This window comes from Chroococcidiopsis cubana SAG 39.79 (assembly GCF_003991895.1).
Taxonomy (GTDB): Bacteria; Cyanobacteriota; Cyanobacteriia; order Cyanobacteriales; family Chroococcidiopsidaceae; genus Chroococcidiopsis; species Chroococcidiopsis thermalis.
Genome location: NZ_RSCK01000023.1, coordinates 1 through 18,189, shown reverse-complemented (window position 1 = coordinate 18,189; position 18,189 = coordinate 1). Strand labels below are relative to the sequence as shown.

The following is an 18,189-nucleotide window of genomic DNA, read 5'->3' as shown; positions in this document are numbered from 1 at the left end:
TTATAATGATATCATGATACTATGGAATGTAGTAGTGTTACGGGAGAAATAGAGATGTGATTAATTCAATGCCTAGACCCAAGAAGTCAGAACCGCTAGAGTACGGCGAACTCAAAAAACCATATCAATTCACTATTACGGATACTGTGTCCAAAATGATTGACGATGTGGCGGATGAATTAGGTGTTACACGTTCTGATGCACTAGAGAGGGCGATTAGAGCTGGCGGGATGAAGTTGGCGCTTGACTATCAGAAAGAACAGGAAAGTGAGCAGAAATGATTATTGTGGATGCAGTTACGGGCAAGGTTAAGAAGACAGATGTGGACGACGAAGAAGAAGCAGTACCTATCGTTTGTGACGCAAACTGGTTTAATGACGAACATAAAGCTATTAACGAAAGCTACTACAACACAGTCCTTAGAGCTAAAGCTTTGGGAGAAGCACTAATAGCTAAGAAAGCCGAACTGGGTCATGGTAACTGGCTACCGTGGGTCAAGGAAAATCTAAGCTTCTCTCCAGATACGGCAGGTAATTACATGACACTTGCCGGGGGATGGAACAGATTATCAAATTCCGAACGCGCTCGGAATTTATCATTGCGTCAGGTGCTTAAAGAACTTAAAGAAGGAAAGCCTAAAGCCAGAGAGGAAAAGTGTTTAGACCAGAAGCTCGTTGCCGATAGCAGTGCAGAGAATAAGGCTAACCCTAGCCCAGATGCTTTGAGAATGAGAGAGAAGTACGAACCGAAGAATTCTCAAAGTGAGAAACCTTCACCTGTAAACAATACTGTAACTGCGGCGAATACAACAAAGGATGAGTCAGAAGAGGATGACTCAAACTATGTTAAATATGAATTGGATGAGTCCGATTGTCAAACTAAGACGATTGATACTAAGTCTACTGATTTAGAATTAATAGACCTTCATATTCGTAATCCGAATTGGAGCGATGAAGAACGCAATCTTTATAGATATCGTTACTCTAGACCTATTGTTATTAATGTAATGAAGCATCCAAATCTCCGTAAGTGGGCGGAGAAGGAAGGGATATTTTTATATACTGGTTATGGCGATAGCAAAAAACATGGGCTAGTAGGTAATAAGAAATGGGGAAATCCTTTCTACAAGTTCGACCATAAGGATGACAAAGCAAGAGCCGAGGCTATCGAATCCTACAAGAAACACTTCCATTCTCACCCAGAGTTGTTTGACTCTATTGAAGAATTGAAAGACAAAGTATTAGGGTGTTGGTGTCATCCTAAGCCCTGCCACTGTGATTTTTTGGTAGAGCAGTTTATCGCCAAGCAGGATGAAGAGGAAGAAAAGGAGTATCAACAAGCTCTATCTTCCAAAGAGTTAAACAACTACAATTCATACAAGCTCTATCTATATACACCTAGCAACGCTGGTGGTGACGATGAAGAAATAGATTCTATATATGTGTCTCCTAGACTCCTAGAATACTTCAAAAAATTATCTGTCAAATACAATGACGACAGAGAAGGATTGTTATATAGCATCCTAGAGTTTGCAGAAAATTTTGAGCGACTCAATAAACAACCAGATTCTTATCTTGAAAAGCTAGCTCAAGAAGCAGCAGAAAGAGAGCGGCAAAACATAAGGAAGTTAGCAGAGAATCTTAAAGAAAGCCCAGAATACTGTGCTGAACGCCTCTATAGAGCTAGATTTGTCATGGGAACAGATGAGACAAATACAGTAGATTGTTCCAAGAAATCACAACCTATCGTCCCAATTGAAAAGCCCCAGGCTATCGTCCCGAAGGAGGTCTATGACGATACCACAGGCTATCCAATAGAAGCTTTTGTGACTGTGTACAATGTCCCTGGCATGACGGTAGGATTTCTGACAGAAGCTATTAACAATAAAGCTATCAAAAATTTCCTTTCTGGTAAGTGGACTTACGACAAGAAGAAAAAGCGTTTCTTTCCTATTACCGATGCTAGTTAACACACCAGCCCTAGTGAAAGACCTGCTGGCGCTGCTCCCTGATGTCTTGCCCAGCGTATCTATCTTCGAGTTGAAGGAGTTGCCGCGCTCCTCTGCCTGCTACCTGTGGACTAAAGAGGATGAGGTTTTATACGTCGGCTTGACCGGAAATATGCACTTTCGTTGGAACAATCCCAGACCAATGAAGCTGGAACAATTGCGTAAAAGAGGAGCCACTAGGGTTAGCTGGATAAGCCTGAAGCAGGGCAGGCGTTTTGATGAAATGGACGACGAGAAAATCCTAGAAGCAGTTTTGATACAGTTGTATCAGCCACCGCTAAATATCGAATGGCATCCTGGTAAGAAATTCCTATGGGCAGACCAAAAAAGACCGAGCCGGAAGTTGTGCTAGATGCTACTAAAATCAAAGCACAAATAATTTTGGAGGGAATATGATTTCTGTTAAGATTTTGCCGTAGTCTTATCTATAATTGTTATTTCCGATACATAATCAGAGGTGTAGATAAATCTTTACACCTAGCCTCTTGGCACTAACACAGGAGGCTTTACTTTGATAGTTCTTCAAACTCAATCAAGACAAGGATTCTAGCTCTAATGACTTTTTGGTCAAATCAAAAGCCGAAAAAATTATTCACAAATTTAGCTTGAGAGCCAACGTACAACACTATTTAATAGTAAGAAAAAACCTCTTGTATGCAATCAAGAGGCGTTAGGAGATTATGCACTTATTGAGGACGACGACGAGAAGAAATAGTAGCTAAATATAAAAGATAAAATATAGGTGGAAGTTACACACATTCTAACAAATTACCATGTCAGAAATAACGCTAACTGCTCACCAAATGCAGCGTCTGGACTATCAGCCTACGATTGTAGACCCCACTACCCCGTCTACCGTTCCAGTCAAAAGATACAGAATTAAGGGAACTGGATTTGTTGTGAATCAAATTCCCCCTGACGCAAATCTGGACGACTTAGAAGAATTCTAAAAGTCTATCTTCGGCTTACCTTCCTGTGGTTTAGTGTTGCCAGTATCGCTCTCAAACTTGAGGTTAAGGTTAGAAGTACCGTTACTATTAGCCCAACTCCAATTTGTCTTTGAGTCGCGTTTGAAATCTGGGATTTGTAGTTCAAATCTTTTGGGCGTATCGCCATTGTTGGAAGTTCTAGACATTGTTTTTACTCCTATCTTTACTATCTCTATTTTCTCTTATCAACCCAACGTTACGATAAATTGATAATTGGCGAAGGCTGATGCAGCGCTCTCTAAGACTCTCACCACACCACCTTGGTGCATGTCAAAACGGTACAAAGTGTTAACTGGCAACAGAAATCCGTTAGTGCCTGATGGGGTGGAAGAATCTAGCGTGACACGGCATGGTTGTCCCTCAAAACTTATCAATACACCAGTGGCAGTAGACGGCAGTGTAGAAGCGGGTGCCGAAGTTGGGTGAGAATTACCTGCCGAAGTTAGCTGAGAATCACCTGCCGAACTTGGTGGGAATAGGGTGCCGAAGTTGGGTGAGAATTACCTGCCGAAGTTTGTGAAATTTTGCAATCGGCATCGGTAAGGCTGGTAATGACGCTGATGGGTACGAACTTATTGTGTTTAAGCGCGTCCTTCAAGCGCATGACCAGGATTGCTTTATCAGCAGCAGCCAACGTCTCTTTAGATACCTGGTTATAGCTCTGGCTCCTGATAGCGCGATGCTGGTGCGGTAGATGTCGGCTGTTGATTCCCTGTTTCATTTCATCTCCAAAATAAGTGCAAGTCCTAATCCCAAGACCACATGACTAAGCATTCCGGTCTACCTTCTTGGCGGTGTACCAAGCAGTTATACGGTCAGCATTCTTGGCATAGTCGTCAGGTGACAGCTTATCAATCCAGCTCTGGCGCAGGAATCCTCTAGGAGTCAGAGCGGAATTGCTAAAGCCTTGAGTATTGCGCTTCGACGAACCTCTAGGATTATCGTTAGTGAGTCGGCTCGGCTGCTGTCGTTGCTGAGCCTGTTTCCGAGCCTGGGCTTGCTGTTGCTGTCGCCGATAGGAGACACGCTGATACAGCGCCCACAATCCAGCAGGATTATCGTACGGCTCCCGCTCCAGTGGAGATAGTGACTCGAATTCGTCGATGACATCGTTCAGGATGGACGACCACTCAGTATCGCTGGCTTGCGAGAAGTAAGTGCGCCGCATATGGTTCACATCCCCCAAAGCTGCAACATAATCGTAATCACCAGCAGAATCATCACTGCTATCAGCATTTGGATTAGGAGCGAGGCTAAGACTGTCAGCATCTACATCGTCATCATCGGTATTCGGTATTTGTTTTTGGGATGGTGCGCTCGGCATTGCTGCGGGTGTAGATGCTTGCCCAGTGAAGCTCATCTCAATCAGGCGCAGGTCATCAGGCGTTAGTTTGTGGTGGTAGACGTAAGCCTTAGCCGTGTCTTCATCTAGTCCCCACACCTCATTAGCTAGCTGTAATTGCTGGGGAGATAATCGCATACTCATATATGCATCGTCATCGCTATCAAGATACGCTTGAAATGATGGTGTCTCCCAGCCATATTCGAGACTAGTAGCGACTAACCTGGCGTTCGCTCCCTGGACTTGCTCGGCTTGCTCCTGTGGTTGCTCGGCTTTTTGTTTCTGGATTAGATATTGCTCGTAAGCAATTTCTTCTTGCGCGCGCGTGTCTACTGGCTTGGCTTGTTCTCGCGGTTGGATGCTTGCCCAGGTGTCGTTTTCATAGAAGTTGGGAATGTAGCCAGGGTCATCCTGCGGCTGGTCGTATTGTGTTGGAGATTGTAGCTCGGCGCTCAACTCCGCTCCCAACTCAACGCCGTATTTTTGTGCCATTGCCGCAGCCGTCTGCATTGACTGCGCTACTGCTTGCTGTTCGTTCATGCTGGCTCCTGCGGCAAATTCTTGGCTATGCGCTTAGTGATAGACTTGACCATTTGCTCCTGCTGCCGTTCCTCGCGCTCGGTGAATCGCTTGAACTTTTCCGTATTGGGATTGGGAGGAGCGACATAAATCTTGTCGAATGCCCTATCCACAGCTTGATGAATGCCATCGTCGAGCGATAGTTGGAAGTATTCGCACAGACGGAAAAACTCATTGTAAAGCCGAGTAGGAATCATGAAGGTGCTGCAATGCTTGGTCATAGTACTCGACTTACCTTCAACCATATTCAGTATTGACTTGACTGGAATGTACTTGCGGAAGATGGTAGATTCCACGGTGACATAATGCTCAACGCTACCACCTACCTGCTTGAAATTCTGGGTCAAGCACTTCTGAAGCGGAACCTTTCTGGTTGTCTTGTACCAAGATTCTTTCGACTTCGGCTCTTCCGTGCGCACCACTCCACGACTGTCATTAATTAAATCTAAGATTGCCTGCGATAAGAATGCGTCAATATCTTGTTGCTTCTTGACCTCTTTGAATGTAGTTTCGGGCAAGCAATATCGCTGACTGATAACCTTGCTATCTTTGAAATCCTCCATCTGGCTGAATGGTGGTGGTGGCTCCGGCTTCGGTTGCATCATGGCTCTGTCTGCTAGGCGTTTTACGGGTGGCATTGTTTGCTGTTTCCTCCAAAAAATTTGTACTAGGTATCTGAGCTGGGGACATTATCACTAATTACTCGAACATTTCCACCAAAGGTTTGACGTTTAATCTCACAAGCCTGGTAGCCTTCAGCAGTAACGTATTGAGTGTCGAATTTACGCAACTGTTCGGGGCTGAGTCCGGCTTTGTTATAAAGACGTTTACCAATCTGGATGTATAAATGCTGTTGCTCTGGTGGAATGTCCTCCATCTGGATAGTCCCAACCCTGCCCATCGGCTTGACGCGGGTACGACTCATGCTGACATTGGCTTCATCTCCACCACTCGTTTCTTTCTTAGACTTGGACATCGCTCGACGAACCTCCTAGCTGTTGAACCATCCCAGCCTCACGCATGACCTGCATTAACACCTCCCTGGGTACGGCTGTGAGCATCTTGGTAAACTCTGCCATCCGAGCCGACTCGCCAAACTCCCTAGTCTGCTGCTCTTGTGCGCGCTGCTGACGTGCTGCCACTCTTACAGCCTGTTGCCGTTTGTGGTTACGCATCTGCAAGACCTCATCAGGCGACCACACCTCATAGTCATCGATAGAGTTGCCACCGCCAGCCTTGCGCCGCACTACCCATCCTTCCAAGCTCTCGCCCATGTTGTAGCGCCGAATCATCTCCAGCTTTTGGGCAAGCCTATCCCATTCATTTGCATAGCGACTGCTGAATTTCTTCTGAAGCTCGGCGCTGCGAGATACAAGTGGCTCATCTGAGCGAGGATGCTCCCGAATTGATGCATTGTCGTGAAAGGCTGGCTGATATCGCTCCCTGTCTAGCACCACAGCATTCATGCTGCCTACAATCGTTGGAGGTGGCAGCGTTCTATTAACTATAATCTCTGCTTCTATTTGCTCCGTACTCTTGTGAGCATCATCGGCATAGAACTTGTCAGGGTGAAACCACTTTCGTTTCTCAAAATCATAGTGATAGCCAGACCTGACGAGATGCTGCACCCGCTCGTTATCAACACTTATACCCAACTCTTGAAGTTGCACTAAATCTGCCGCTGAAATCATGATTTCCTAAACCCTGCGTTAATTAATTCCTCGTTAGTCTTTTGTAGCTGCTTAATCTGGTAACGCAACTCTTGCACATCCTGCACTAGCGACCGTCTCCGAGCATCAGCCAGCGTGAGCTGCAACCGCAATTCGTCAGGAGTCTCCAGCTTCAAATCTTTAGCATATTCGTGATAGCTAATCTTGTGTTCTCGCTGGGCGTATTGCGTGACAGCCTTATATAAAACCGAGGACACCGAGCAATGCTCGATATCTGTAGCCAGGTGAAACACGAATGCCCTCATGATTGGGTCAACATGCCATGTATACACATATCTTGATTCTTTCTTGAATGGTCTGGTCACATCTAACCCAATATCCAATCAGTGGTATATCTGTATTGTATAACAAGTATAACGCTTTATCTGCCGGACATCTAGCAGAGTAGCAATCTATGGATTATCTGCTACGATACACGAAACACTCAATGATTAGGCAGCTAACTATCTAGCGCGATGATGGTGAATGGATTATTGGAATTCTTGAGTATTTGACTAGTAGCGAGAGATTATCGCCATGCTCTACAAGTGCAAACCACAATCTCACTGTAAACGTTGCCAGTGATAACCAGCTTTGACCCTGCGAGTACGCATTGAGTACGCCTGTCAGCAATACCCAAGCACAGCAATGGTGAGTGTCACTTATTGGAAGTAGCACTCACGCAATCATCGGTATTTCAGGAGTTGCGTATCAAGAGATACAGTATGGCTATTGCTAGCGATTGTTATGCCTTGCTTCCCCTTCACAATATTCAGGCTGGCTATGGGGGGATGGAATATCTGGGACTCCTGTATTGCATTGCAACTACAATATTTGTGCTACGGAGAGAATATCTGTGACTCCGCGCTTCACTTCGTTTCGCTTGGTACGGAATGTCTTGTCCGCGCCATTCTTTTTTAATATTCTCAGTAGATAATCAGCATCAACTTTAGTGTGTCAAGAGATATTGTGACAGTTATTAAAGTGTCACAAAGTAAGTATGCCTTTCTAAGTATTCTTTAAGACAGATGTGGTTAGGTACGATTAGCAACTATGGGTATTAGGAGGGAGTAGTTGAGGAGTTAGTTTGTCGTGGAGAGTGACCTTGACAATTCCAAACGAGGTTTAATTCTGATAGTTGAAGATGGTGCGGATAATTTAGCACTGATTATCGAGATACTTGAGATAATGGGCTTTCCACTCATCACTGCTGAGGATGGTAAGACTGCAATAGCTATGGCACGACAACACCAACCAGACTTGATTCTACTAGACCTGATGTTGCCTGATATGGATGGTGTAGAAGTTTCTTGTCATCTCAAAGAAGATGAGCGGACAATGGAAATTCCAATTGTCGCTGTAACCGCTTTAGATGACGAAGAAAATAGGCAACGTTGTATAGCAGCAGGATGTGCTGACTTTGTTGCAAAACCTATCGACATTCAACTTCTAGAAACGGCTATTAAACGCTGTCTTTCTTAAGCACCACAATTAAGAAATTCATATTATACAACCCCTTCATTTTGATGGGCAAGAGGTATGTTAGTAGTATTTTTGAAGACAGATTTCAAAGTGTTACACAACTAGGCTTAGAGATAAGACTAGGGGTTTATAACAGTTTTAGCAGCCAAATTGTAAAGAAGTAATTGTACTAATCGTACTTCGTAGCCGACTGCTTCTCATGCTCAACCAATACAAAATCAAACTTTTAATAATCAATGCACAAAGAAACTTTAGTCTTGGAGCTAGAACCTGAAGACCTAGAGTTGTTAGCTAATGCTGCAAGAGAAACCGGAAAATCTAACGAGCAGCTTATTGCAGCGGCTATAAGGGCTATGTATGGTAGCGTCAACGATGAAGCCATCATAGCCTTCTTTTACACTATAAAAGCTATCATCAGAAGCTCTTGTGAGATGTCTGAGGCGGTTCAACAACAAAAGGAAGTGATACATCAAATTTCAAAGACACCATGAGTCGCTAATTGACTTTTCAGCCCTTGGGTAGTTGAATCACTCGTAGTCTTGAGAAATGAATGGGAGTAGAACCAACGAGGTGCATCTCATGTGGGTGAGGAATCACGCTGGCAAGTGCCGCTTTTAAATGAAAACACGAAGAAATTTCCGGTTGATGTCTACTTGTACTGCGGCAGCTTGTACGATAGATGGCTGCTGATTACTCACTACTACTTAGGAAATGCTATTCTTCTTGCCCGTAGAGCTGGGTCATTGAATTTGTTTGTGTTCCCGCAAGATGTTGACCCTAGAACAGAAAAACTGGAGTAACTAGCGGGATTAGCCTTACATCTGGTTCAGCTAGGGCTACACCATATACTATCATGATGAAAAATTGGCTGTGAAACCTTCGATAGAAGTTAGTCGTAGCAGGATTAGATATTCTTCTACTAGGAAATCATTCTCCCAATTGTCATGTATGAAGCTGCGACATCTACCCACGCACTAGAGCAACATTCCCTGAAGTTGCAAGAACATGGACGCAAAGTAAAGCAATGGGGCAGGACATTGCAAGAACGTAGCGACAAATTGGCATTGTCACACGGTCTACTTATCGAGGAATGCGGTAAGGTGATTCAGCGCAAAGCAGAAGAAGCGCTTGTCTACACCCAAGTAGCGATAGAACAGGAGGATTATTCTCCGGCTTTGATAATGCTGATTACACATACGCAATCGGAAGCAAGAGCTGCATTTATTCAAGCGATTACCATTTTCGCCCAGATGATGCAAAAAAGAACCAAGTTAGTCGGGAAGCATCTCTAGTTATGCATTCTAATCAACAAATGCTTGTGACAAACAACTCCACCTACTGGTTGAAGCAAAATACGTTTCCGTATAGAAATATTAAATTTAGACAACATCGGTCTTCCATGTTGTTCCTATCAGCTTTTCCTACCACCCGTTCCCACTGCGGCGCTAGTTGGTAGGAATTTTTTTTTTGGTGCTTATTGATTGAATGCGAATGTCCTTGTCCGGCATCGCCTATATTTCCATTATCCACATAATAGTAATCGCACTAAGGTGTTCCCGCTGCAAAACTTCCCAGGCACTAGATATTGATTTGTAACGGTAGGCATCAGCATAGCTCCTAGTCCAGTAACCGTTACGTCCGCCAGTCCAAAAGAGTTCGATACCGTCAGCTTCAGCGCAGACAATGTAAGACTTCATAAGGTGATGCCGAAGTAAGCACCTGGATAATTTATGACTGCGTTTAAGTGCGTCAGGTGTCGTACTACCTACTGTACTATTTTTGGCTTCGCACCATGTATCAGCATTTCTCACCACATATATAAATAAATCTTCAAGAGGAATCTACAGACCTCTCTATTTTTTTCTAACCAGCCTGCCACCTCGCCCAGCCTGACTACTGGTAAGCAGTTAGTTTTACCTGTGACCTGAAACTAGACCGCTAATTTCACGGCTGAATCAAATGCTCTGGGGGGCTGTTGATATTCGACTCTTAAGTGAGTCTGTGCTTGGTCTTACGCTCGCTTGTGGTAAAGACAGGTGTAATGGTCTTAAGACCGCTTAGAGGCACGTCTATAGTGCGGTAATTGACTAAACTCGTGACTGTCACAATCTGAGATTTCCTATCCAAGGTATCAGCTTGTGGAATCACCGTATGGTTGACGAAGCTCTTGTTCGCGCATTGTACGATACGCATCTTTTTGCCTGCCAAGACATCTTCCTCTATTTGGGTGTGTGACGATTGCTGCTCCTGAACTGTAGCTTCCTCCTCCTGCGTTATACACGCTTGCCTGAGCGGGAAGTTGGAGTAAAGGTCTACCCTTGCATTTTCTCGCAATAGTCGCGCTCGTCCTACTGCCTGCGTTAGCCCCTCCTGTATGAAGAAGAATTGCAAGATGCGGATGTCCTCGCTTGCGTAAGTAAGGAAAGTGAATCTAAAGCCCCCATACTCTACAACACGATTCTGCATGGCAAAGTCTGACGGTTGCGTGTGTATACCGAGAACTTGAGCGTAAAGGATGTAAGTTATGGGGTGGATGTGTGGTGTCCCTACCACGATTAGGTCTTGCCCCTTGTAAGAGTCGTAGCCCATGACGTTTCCGAAATGCATTTCTTCGAGTGCCTGTTTGAACAAATGCTTGTGTTCGGCAAAAGTAATCACGTTCTTACCTGACTCGTTTATGTCGTCGAGAACCTGTTTCTTGCGGTCGGAGTCCGTAGCAAGCGAATAGCGGCTGAAGGAAAACTCGGTGTGTTGCCGCAGCAATCCTTTAAGCTGCACGTCAGATAAATCGTGAAATACTAGAGTATCACCGAATAGCTTGCGGTAAATAAATTCGTTGGCAGTGGCGCTCATGACAATAAAACGCTTCTTCTTGCGCTCCAAGCCCTGTAGAGTGCCAATTCGATTAGATAAGTAGTGAATCTGTAAATCCTTGGCTTTTCCGTTAAGGTACTGCTCTTTATCATGCTCGGTCACGGCATAACAGTCAGCACCAAGAAGCCCCAGAATACAGGAATCGAAAATAGAATTATTCGATACTTCTCGCTCGATAGCCGTGTAGTCAAAGAAGGTAAACTGCGGACGTAGGATTGCAGAGTTACACATTCCACTCAACACCATCTGAATGAAGTCTTTTAAAACTTGTGCATCCTTGGGATGAATGCCGTCTTGCACGTCTGAATGAGAGCGCACTCGCCGAGACAACGTTTCTAGGTCGGACAATTTAACCGACTTGATTTCTAGCATCGAACGCAGCGGGTCTTCATCAAAGATGACAGTATTAAGATGCTTGAACTCATGCCAGAAGCACATCTGATGCGTGGTAAGCGTAGTTATGCTGCTTGAATGAAGGCTGTGAAAACTCTTTAGGTAAGCCTTAACAGAAGGATACTCTTGTTCCAATGTCTTCAGGAAAGAATGAGCGCGTCCGTAAGCCCCTATTTTGTAAAGGTAATTTAAGTGTTTCAACGCGCCACTAGCCAGGTCGTGAGGTAGTTCGAGAGACTTGGTGTGTCGCACCATCATGCGCTTGGATACCTCGTCTTTGAGGTCGTGCGTAGGGAACGCTAGAACTACGTTGTTGAGGTGTAAAAGTGCTTCGGTCTTACCAAACCCTGTGGGCAGTAGGAAGACGTGATTTTTGTTGTCATGTAGAGCTGCTTGAAACTCTTTGTTAAATCTTTCTTCTGTTTGCTGTAGTGTCATAGTGGCTCTGGGTTCCTGTAGTCTTATGGGGGTGGTAGGGCGTTTTCTAACCTGCAATAAGTTTAGAAATCTGCGGTCTTCTGGGTAAGAGCTGAAATTCTCCAAACGCATCGGATAGTAACGGCGTTCTCGCAATGACTTCATCAAAGCAGTTGATGTAGGTCTGTCATTGTAGGTGTTGGCAGCGCATCGTTGAAACCAAAGCAGTCCCCCTTCGATATACATGAGATTCGATATCAGTCCCATCCTTTCGTGATAACTAAGCTGCCTGCCTTCCTTCAAATCGCGTAAAATCTTCACGTCAGCACAAGCCGCATCAAAGTCATAGTTCTTCACGCTCTCCAGATTGTGAGCAAACACGGGTTGCTCGTTCGCGCAAAAGGAGGGGTGTACATCGTCCGAAAGATAGTCATAAAAAGACTTTCGAGGATTTTTGCCAATGGAATTTTCAAAATCTATGGGAGAACCTTGAGGGCTATATATATTGTTATAGGGTTCGAGGTTCTTCCGAAGACTTGCCAAAAACTGTCTTTCATTTCCGCTCGAATGGCTTATCCCATAAGCGATGCAGCCATTTATCACCTCGTATAGTTTAGCTTCTGTTAGCACCTCATTTGGTTGGTATTCTATCAAAGATTGAGTACCACCATAGAATAAACGGGCGATATCACGAGCAGCAGGGTCACTTTCTGGAAATAAATACGGTAAGAGACGTTTTAAGAGGAATTCTGCGAATTTCTTGTCTGTAATAGGTTTGTCCAGAATCCACCCTCCCCGCCATTTCGGACAGAGTAGGGTATCGCTGAAGGTAGAGTAAGCAAAAGTGAAATCTAAGCCAAACTCAGCTAATCTGCTCCTTGCTTCTTCTAAATAGAATCCATTATCAAAGTCTTGACCTATCACCCACATCCCCTCCCAACTACCTACCGTCCTTCTGTTCCTGAAGAAGTAACTAGGTGTCCAAGAATGCCCGTTGGATATTTTCTCTACAAAAGTCTTGGGGTTAATCTTTCTGCGACTACGGGCAACTCTATTGTTGATTTCTGCCGCTGCCTTCTCGCTTGGCTTCTTCTCGTAACGAATTCTATCCAAGTGGATTTCTATTAAGATTTCATCATAGTTTTGATTGCAGCCGTTATTTTTGTGCATAATAATTTGTAGGTAAGCTTGAAAAAATCTTTACTTCTAACCTCTTGTGGCGCAAGAGGTTTATTGCTTTTCCGAGGTCAATACGGGTTAGCTAGATAATCCGGCAGTGCGTAAGGGTCGTGATGGATTAACCATATTGTTTTTCGCAACACCCTCCTCTCGAAATCAGCTTCCTTCTCCTCTTGTGATTTTCGGATTGATGCCATTGTCATTTGGAATAAACGCTCTCCTGTGACTAACTCGTTGCTGCGTATTTTTGCCGATGGTTGATTTTCGTTCGTCATGTTAGGCTAAAGCTTCAAGGTGGTTTTAGAGATTTTGCAAGGAAATTAGGGGGTAGGAGAGTTGGTGTTCTCCCACCTCTTTTTGCTATGCTGCTGTTTTTGATTTAGCTAGTTGATGCTTGAATTGTCGTTGCAATGCTTCAACTACTACGGAAGAGAAAGAGCGTTTTTGTTTGATGGCTTTTTGATTGACGAGTGCAATGAGTTCATCGGGCAAGCTAACATTTCGAGCTGACATCTTTATCACCATTGCTAACAGCTTGAACCGATACATTATGCCATATACAAAACACGTTTTATGGGTAAACAAATGACAGCTATTGTTCGATTGCTACCACGAGAGAATAATTTCGTCAGAACAAATCTGGTAATTTCGGCTTTTCGATTACTCCGGCATAGTGAGTAAAGAGAATCTCTACCGAATGTCCAGTTAAGCTAGCAACCTGGACAGGACTCAACCCAGATTGGAGCGCGTGACTAACAAAAGTGTGACGAGTATTGTAGGGGCGACGATATTCGACTCCAGCTCTCTTGAGAGCGGAATGCCAATACCTACGAGCAAAATTATCATCGTCAATTGGATAACCAGCAGGCGTAGTAAATACCAAATCCTCAGCATCTCCCCTTCCCAGCTCTACCAACATCTGCTTGACTTTGGGGTTGAGCGGAATGGTTCTAGCCTTATTAGTTTTGGTCGCTTTCCTGACTCCCTTACTCAGCGATTCGCCAATCCAAATCGTCGAGCAGTCATCAGCAACGTGCTTCCACTGCAATCCAATCGCTTCCGATGTCCGCACCCCAGTGCTGAAGAGGAATTGCACGTAGGGTAGATAGCCAGGAAACAGCTCGGAAAATGCCCTTAGAATCGCTTGAATTTCTTGTTTAGTAAATGGTCGAGGCGGTTGCTTGGGTGGCACTTTAATTGCTTTTACAGCCGTCTTCCAGTGGTTATTCTCCAACTTTGCCCAATCCCAACATGCACTCAAAAGCTGTAATCTTTCTTTGAGGGTTACAGGCTCGACTACTTGCTTAGAATACGAGCAGAAGCAGCTAACGTCATCAACAGCCAAACTCTTAGCTATCTTGGCGCTAATACCGCTCAACTCCAAATGGTTCAGCAGAGTTTTGTATTTTTGGACTGTCCGCCAGTAAACAAACTCTGACTTCCAAGCGATAAAGTCAGCAAACAACTCCGATATTGTTTTGGGTGTTTCCTGCTTGAGTTTGCCTGTAGCTGGATTGATTCGATATTTCTCAAATGTTGCGTCAAAGTTGCCAGCTAGCAAATCCATCTCGATTTGCTTGCCTATTAACCTTGCTTTCTTTCTGCCTTCATCGTTGTCATGCAAACCAAGGTGGTATGCTTTCTGTTTTCCATCGACTCTAAACCTGAGCCTGATACTATTACGAATAATTTCCATTGATACTGTTCCTTTCTTTGCTCTTGCCATTTGAGTATGTTTTTGAGTACGGCAGAGCAGATATTGGCAGTATCTTTCGGTCGAGTGATTGCTTCTCCACCCTATACGGTGCTATGATATCTAAGCTGTGAAACGGGGCGTAGCGCAGCTTGGTAGCGCGCCACTTTGGGGTAGTGGAGGTCGTGGGTTCGAATCCCGCCGCTCCGATTTAATCAAATCCTTTATACAGAAAGAGTTCTGGCGTTTTAAAAGCTGGAACTCTTTCTCTATCTATTCTCAATAAAGGGTGCAGTTTGGGTATGTTTGGGGCAGTTTTCACCAAAAATTGAGATAGGTTTGAGATATGGTTTTTCAGCATAAGTCGCTTATAGCACGCAATAGAGTCGCTACAGCTCAAGTGAATGAGCTTAACCGATCGTCTCAATCTATATCTCAATCTCGAAAAAAAGCTCTTAAAGGGACAGTTGTAGTCCAAGTGTTTAAGGACAGACTGCGGTTGTGTTGGAGTTATGGGAGTAAGCGATACTTTCTCTACATTGGGTTGCCCGATAGCAAAGTTAACAGAGGGGTTGCTGAACGAAAAGCCAGGCAAATCGAGGGTGACATAGCCACGGAAAACTTTGACTCCACGCTAAAAAAGTACAAATTTGACAGTCAGCTAGAGCGCGAGCGTAAATCTGTAGTATGTATATTCCAACAATTTACACAGGAGAGAGCCAAAGGCTTGTACGCTAGAAGCTTGGAAAAGTATGAAACTACACTAAATTACCTAACTCAATATTTTAAGGACAAACTAGCAGATACTATTAGTGCAAGCTGTGCCGAGCAGTTTGCGAAATAGTTAAGTACAAAAACATCTAAGTGATAATTGCGCTACAGTCTGGATTGGCGAAACTCTATCGCGTGGTGTGAGAAAATCAACTAAAACCAACCGCGCCAGAAGTCTTTCGCTCACAGCGAGGTTGCAAGCAATGTTATTGGCTAGACGACCTCAGAACCCAAACCCTGACGAGTTAGTGTTTCCATCTCCCAAGGGAGAAGCAATGGTTGACAATATTCGGTACAAGCTGAATAGAATTTTCCCTGAATTGTAATTCCATTTTAGGAGCTGAATAACGATGGCAGAAGACAGAATTAAGGTGATACGAGGATTTTCAGTCCGATAAGCAAAATTCGGTAATTCCTTTAAGGCAAAGATTTTGCAATCAAGTGGTTTTATCGACACCGAAATTCACACCGAATCGATCGGGTTATTATGAGGATAAAAGCAGCGCACAGCAATAACCGTAGGTAACGAGCAACGAGCGCGATCGCACTCTAGAATTAGATCTAGAAATAGACAAATTACCTCTATTGCTCTAACGGTTGACGATCTATCCTGAAAGCAGAATGAGCAGAAGCCACAGATGAGTCACTTTGTAGATTCAATTGGAATAGAAATCTCTCCAGATACACGAATAGCAAGGCGAATGCCATAGAACGGCGTTTCTAGGTACTGTTGGTCAATCAATCGCAGTAAGTTAACTCCTGCTCTGACGGTGTCTGCGGCTGATAGTAGAAGCTCGAACGTGCAATTCCTAGTAATTGACATTGTCTTACGATACTCAATTGAGGATGGTCAGTCACTACCAGGGTTTTTCGCTCTTCAATCCTAACTGTGCTGAAGAGTTGGCTAAAAAATCCCTCTCCACCTTCAACTGTCCAATCTGACGATACAACTCATCGATCTGGGCTTGTTGGCTCTCGTTGGCTTTACTCGTCTCACTCCCCTTTTCAAAAAGGCTACTGGCTTCATCCAACAACTGCCGTTTCCAGTTGTTAATCATAGTGGGATGCACTTCGTACTGGCTTGCTAATTCCGAGACAGTCTTCTCGCCTCGAACGGCATAAGAGCGCGGCTTTTGCTTTGAATTGCGGACTATACTGAAGAGCGTTTATTACTCATGAACTACTCTTAGCATGTTTTGAGTGGTTCAGAGCTTAACCCCCTGTCCAGTTTTTCGGTTCCACTTCAAGCTCAAGATGCACGGATTTTGCTGCTAGACGAACCGACAACCTATCTAGATATCCGCTATCAACTGGAGTTACTCGAACTACTCAAGCAGTTGAACTAGCAGCACGGATTAACTCTCATCGTCGTTTTGCACGATATCAACTTAGCCGCTCGTTACAGCTCGCGATTGCTTTACTCAAACAAGGCAAGCTTCAGTCCATTGGTACTCCCATTCGAGTGTTGACTTCAGCAAATCTTAAGGAAGTTTTTGGAGTACACGTAGCAATTATTGAAACTCCTGTTGGTCTGCAAATCTGCCCGCTAGCCCCGAATGTATAATTTCAGCTAGTTGATATTGATTAGCAATTACTGTATTGTTCTTAATGACACAGCAAAATGCCCAAAGATAAGGACACCAAAGCAGCGTGTCACCTTTGTCTGCAAGGCTTTTTCCTTCTGCCTTCTGCCATAGATCGAAAATTCTATGACCATGACTCTCAGCCAAGCGGATATCTGGGAACTGTACGAAACCACTGATTTTATTGAGACAGAACTTGCTGCCGATTTTTACGAAGTGAAGGGCAAAGCTCCCCAATTGTTGGGCGACGGACACTTCTGGGAGATCGATTTGTGTGAGGGGATCTGGCTGGGAATCAGTACTTGGACAAACCCCAACGTCTGTACTATTGCCTGTGAAGAACGGCAGCATGAAGTAGAAATTACTCTGTGGATTCCCACCCGTCGTCAGAATAGCCATTACACCTTCTTCGGCAGTGGCATTGCACCCAAGGAAGTCTGGAAATCTCCTGCCGATCGGGAAGGAATATTTCTCTCTATTGGCTTTGAGCCAGATTTGCTCAAGCGAATGTACAGCAATAGTTCCGGCGAGCTACCACCAGAACTACAAATGCTAATAACATCGAACGATTGGCAACAGTGTTGGCGCGATCGCCCGCTCGCTCCTGTCATGCACGCCATTGTGCGGCAGATCCAAGCTTGCCCTTATCAAGGACTGACAAAGCAGATATATCTGCAAGGGAAAGTGCTGGAGCTATTGGCACTTGGGATCGAACCGCTACGACTCGAACGAGCAGTAGTTCGAGATCGTCCGCTCAACCGCAACACTGTAGAGCGAGTTTATCAAGCTAGAGATATCTTACAGCAAAACTGTGCTAACCCTCCATCTGTAGTAGATTTAGCCCAGCAGGTGGGACTAGAGCATATGAAGTTGAAGCGAGGTTTTCGCGCCTGTTTCGGCACAACTCCCTTTGCTTACTTGCGTATGTATCGCTTAGAACAAGCACGATTGTTGTTGCAAGAAGGCAAATTAAGCATAGCAGCGATCGCCAACGAAGTCGGTTACTCTCATCTGGGGCATTTTGCCAGAGCCTTTCAAGACAAGTTTGGGATTACGCCTACAGAGTGCCGTCTGGGAAAGCAGATTATTTCCACCTGTAAATTATCCGTTGATGCCACTAGACTAGGAGAACGACCAGAGATGGGTGGGAACGAGCGTCAAAAGGAGCAA

The 18,189-nt window shown here is 44.5% G+C and carries 23 protein-coding genes, 1 tRNA gene and 1 pseudogene; 12 read left to right on the top strand and 13 right to left on the bottom strand.

What is annotated here, in order from left to right; genetic code table 11:
* Nucleotides 1-68: 68 nt before the first annotated feature.
* The 4 genes from DSM107010_RS15795 to DSM107010_RS38475 all read left to right on the top strand — a co-directional run bounded on the left by DSM107010_RS15795 (nt 69) and on the right by DSM107010_RS38475 (nt 2,958).
* Nucleotides 69-281: a hypothetical protein gene (locus DSM107010_RS15795; RefSeq protein ID WP_106167307.1), complete on the top strand. Its 213-nt coding sequence runs from the start codon at nt 69-71 to the stop codon at nt 279-281.
* Nucleotides 278-1,969, top strand: a complete 1,692-nt coding sequence (locus tag DSM107010_RS15790) for a DUF4326 domain-containing protein (protein ID WP_106167306.1) — start codon at nt 278-280, stop codon at nt 1,967-1,969. The genes DSM107010_RS15795 and DSM107010_RS15790 overlap by 4 nt, the downstream gene beginning before the upstream one ends.
* Entirely contained in the window at nt 1,959-2,360 is a 402-nt protein-coding gene (locus DSM107010_RS15785; protein ID WP_106167305.1) for a GIY-YIG nuclease family protein, read from the top strand. Before DSM107010_RS15790 ends, DSM107010_RS15785 begins: the two co-directional genes overlap by 11 nt.
* Nucleotides 2,361-2,781: 421 nt before the next feature.
* The gene (locus DSM107010_RS38475; protein ID WP_158631797.1) at nt 2,782-2,958 is read left to right on the top strand and encodes a hypothetical protein; all 177 of its coding nucleotides are present in this window, start codon (nt 2,782-2,784) and stop codon (nt 2,956-2,958) included.
* Here the strand turns inward: DSM107010_RS38475 and DSM107010_RS15780 are convergent.
* Nucleotides 2,955-3,143, bottom strand: a complete 189-nt coding sequence (locus DSM107010_RS15780) for a hypothetical protein (RefSeq protein WP_106167304.1) — start codon at nt 3,141-3,143, stop codon at nt 2,955-2,957. The genes DSM107010_RS38475 and DSM107010_RS15780 overlap by 4 nt on opposite strands.
* Nucleotides 3,144-3,264: 121 nt before the next feature.
* Between DSM107010_RS15780 and DSM107010_RS38470 the strand changes: the two genes are divergently transcribed.
* Nucleotides 3,265-3,423 carry a hypothetical protein gene (locus DSM107010_RS38470; protein ID WP_181246340.1) on the top strand — a complete coding sequence of 53 codons (159 nt, stop codon included), beginning with the start codon at nt 3,265-3,267 and terminating at the stop codon, nt 3,421-3,423.
* A gap of 16 nt (nt 3,424-3,439) precedes the next feature.
* Here the strand turns inward: DSM107010_RS38470 and DSM107010_RS15775 are convergent, their stop codons facing one another.
* Genes DSM107010_RS15775 through DSM107010_RS15750 form a run of 6 tightly spaced genes read right to left on the bottom strand, consistent with a single transcriptional unit; the run spans nt 3,440 to nt 6,893 of the window.
* Nucleotides 3,440-3,718, bottom strand: a complete 279-nt coding sequence (locus DSM107010_RS15775) for a hypothetical protein (protein WP_106167303.1) — start codon at nt 3,716-3,718, stop codon at nt 3,440-3,442.
* Between the two features lie 45 nt (nt 3,719-3,763).
* On the bottom strand, nt 3,764-4,879 hold the full coding sequence (locus tag DSM107010_RS15770; RefSeq protein ID WP_106167302.1) for a hypothetical protein: 1,116 nt from the start codon (nt 4,877-4,879) through the stop codon (nt 3,764-3,766).
* Entirely contained in the window at nt 4,876-5,556 is a 681-nt protein-coding gene (locus tag DSM107010_RS15765; protein WP_106167301.1) for a hypothetical protein, read from the bottom strand. Before DSM107010_RS15765 ends, DSM107010_RS15770 begins: the two co-directional genes overlap by 4 nt.
* Nucleotides 5,557-5,585: 29 nt before the next feature.
* Entirely contained in the window at nt 5,586-5,894 is a 309-nt protein-coding gene (locus DSM107010_RS15760; protein ID WP_106167300.1) for a hypothetical protein, read from the bottom strand.
* Nucleotides 5,881-6,609 carry a hypothetical protein gene (locus tag DSM107010_RS15755; protein WP_106167299.1) on the bottom strand — a complete coding sequence of 243 codons (729 nt, stop codon included), beginning with the start codon at nt 6,607-6,609 and terminating at the stop codon, nt 5,881-5,883. The genes DSM107010_RS15760 and DSM107010_RS15755 overlap by 14 nt, the downstream gene beginning before the upstream one ends.
* Nucleotides 6,606-6,893, bottom strand: coding sequence for a hypothetical protein (locus tag DSM107010_RS15750; protein ID WP_127023343.1), 288 nt, complete (start codon nt 6,891-6,893; stop codon nt 6,606-6,608). The genes DSM107010_RS15755 and DSM107010_RS15750 overlap by 4 nt, the downstream gene beginning before the upstream one ends.
* Before the next feature lie 826 nt (nt 6,894-7,719).
* Here DSM107010_RS15750 and DSM107010_RS15745 point away from each other — a divergent pair.
* The 3 genes from DSM107010_RS15745 (at nt 7,720) to DSM107010_RS15730 (ending at nt 9,401) form a co-directional block, all read left to right on the top strand.
* A complete protein-coding gene (locus DSM107010_RS15745; protein ID WP_106167297.1) occupies nt 7,720-8,109 on the top strand; it encodes a response regulator in 390 nt (129 codons plus the stop codon).
* Between the two features lie 236 nt (nt 8,110-8,345).
* Nucleotides 8,346-8,600 carry a hypothetical protein gene (locus DSM107010_RS15740; RefSeq protein WP_106167296.1) on the top strand — a complete coding sequence of 85 codons (255 nt, stop codon included), beginning with the start codon at nt 8,346-8,348 and terminating at the stop codon, nt 8,598-8,600.
* Between the two features lie 453 nt (nt 8,601-9,053).
* Nucleotides 9,054-9,401 carry a hypothetical protein gene (locus DSM107010_RS15730; protein ID WP_106167295.1) on the top strand — a complete coding sequence of 116 codons (348 nt, stop codon included), beginning with the start codon at nt 9,054-9,056 and terminating at the stop codon, nt 9,399-9,401.
* Nucleotides 9,402-9,620: 219 nt separating this feature from the next.
* On the opposite strand, the gene DSM107010_RS15725 is transcribed toward DSM107010_RS15730, so the two are convergent.
* From DSM107010_RS15725 to DSM107010_RS15715, 4 genes are all read right to left on the bottom strand, one after another.
* Nucleotides 9,621-9,806 carry a hypothetical protein gene (locus tag DSM107010_RS15725; protein ID WP_106167294.1) on the bottom strand — a complete coding sequence of 62 codons (186 nt, stop codon included), beginning with the start codon at nt 9,804-9,806 and terminating at the stop codon, nt 9,621-9,623.
* 292 nt (nt 9,807-10,098) lie between these two features.
* The gene (locus tag DSM107010_RS15720) at nt 10,099-12,963 is read right to left on the bottom strand and encodes a hypothetical protein (protein ID WP_127023338.1); all 2,865 of its coding nucleotides are present in this window, start codon (nt 12,961-12,963) and stop codon (nt 10,099-10,101) included.
* A 369-nt stretch (nt 12,964-13,332) separates the two neighbouring features.
* Entirely contained in the window at nt 13,333-13,485 is a 153-nt protein-coding gene (locus DSM107010_RS38465) for a hypothetical protein (RefSeq protein WP_158631795.1), read from the bottom strand.
* Nucleotides 13,486-13,600: 115 nt separating this feature from the next.
* On the bottom strand, nt 13,601-14,668 hold the full coding sequence (locus tag DSM107010_RS15715; RefSeq protein WP_158631794.1) for a tyrosine-type recombinase/integrase: 1,068 nt from the start codon (nt 14,666-14,668) through the stop codon (nt 13,601-13,603).
* Between the two features lie 133 nt (nt 14,669-14,801).
* On the opposite strand from DSM107010_RS15715, the gene DSM107010_RS15710 reads away from it, so the two are divergent.
* Together DSM107010_RS15710 and DSM107010_RS42955 are read left to right on the top strand one after the other, a co-directional pair.
* A tRNA-Pro gene (locus DSM107010_RS15710) sits at nt 14,802-14,875 on the top strand.
* A gap of 136 nt (nt 14,876-15,011) precedes the next feature.
* Nucleotides 15,012-15,509, top strand: a complete 498-nt coding sequence (locus tag DSM107010_RS42955; RefSeq protein ID WP_106168929.1) for an Arm DNA-binding domain-containing protein — start codon at nt 15,012-15,014, stop codon at nt 15,507-15,509.
* A gap of 570 nt (nt 15,510-16,079) precedes the next feature.
* Here DSM107010_RS42955 and DSM107010_RS15700 read toward each other — a convergent pair.
* A complete protein-coding gene (locus tag DSM107010_RS15700) occupies nt 16,080-16,259 on the bottom strand; it encodes a hypothetical protein (protein ID WP_127023335.1) in 180 nt (59 codons plus the stop codon).
* 34 nt (nt 16,260-16,293) lie between these two features.
* The gene (locus tag DSM107010_RS15695) at nt 16,294-16,494 is read right to left on the bottom strand and encodes a hypothetical protein (protein ID WP_051033224.1); all 201 of its coding nucleotides are present in this window, start codon (nt 16,492-16,494) and stop codon (nt 16,294-16,296) included.
* A 138-nt stretch (nt 16,495-16,632) separates the two neighbouring features.
* On the opposite strand from DSM107010_RS15695, the pseudogene DSM107010_RS42950 reads away from it, so the two are divergent.
* Nucleotides 16,633-17,000 (top strand): annotated as a pseudogene (locus tag DSM107010_RS42950) (ATP-binding cassette domain-containing protein); the annotation flags it as partial.
* 145 nt (nt 17,001-17,145) lie between these two features.
* On the top strand, nt 17,146-18,189 hold a 1,044-nt coding region (locus tag DSM107010_RS15685), incomplete at its 3' end, for a helix-turn-helix transcriptional regulator (protein WP_148125931.1).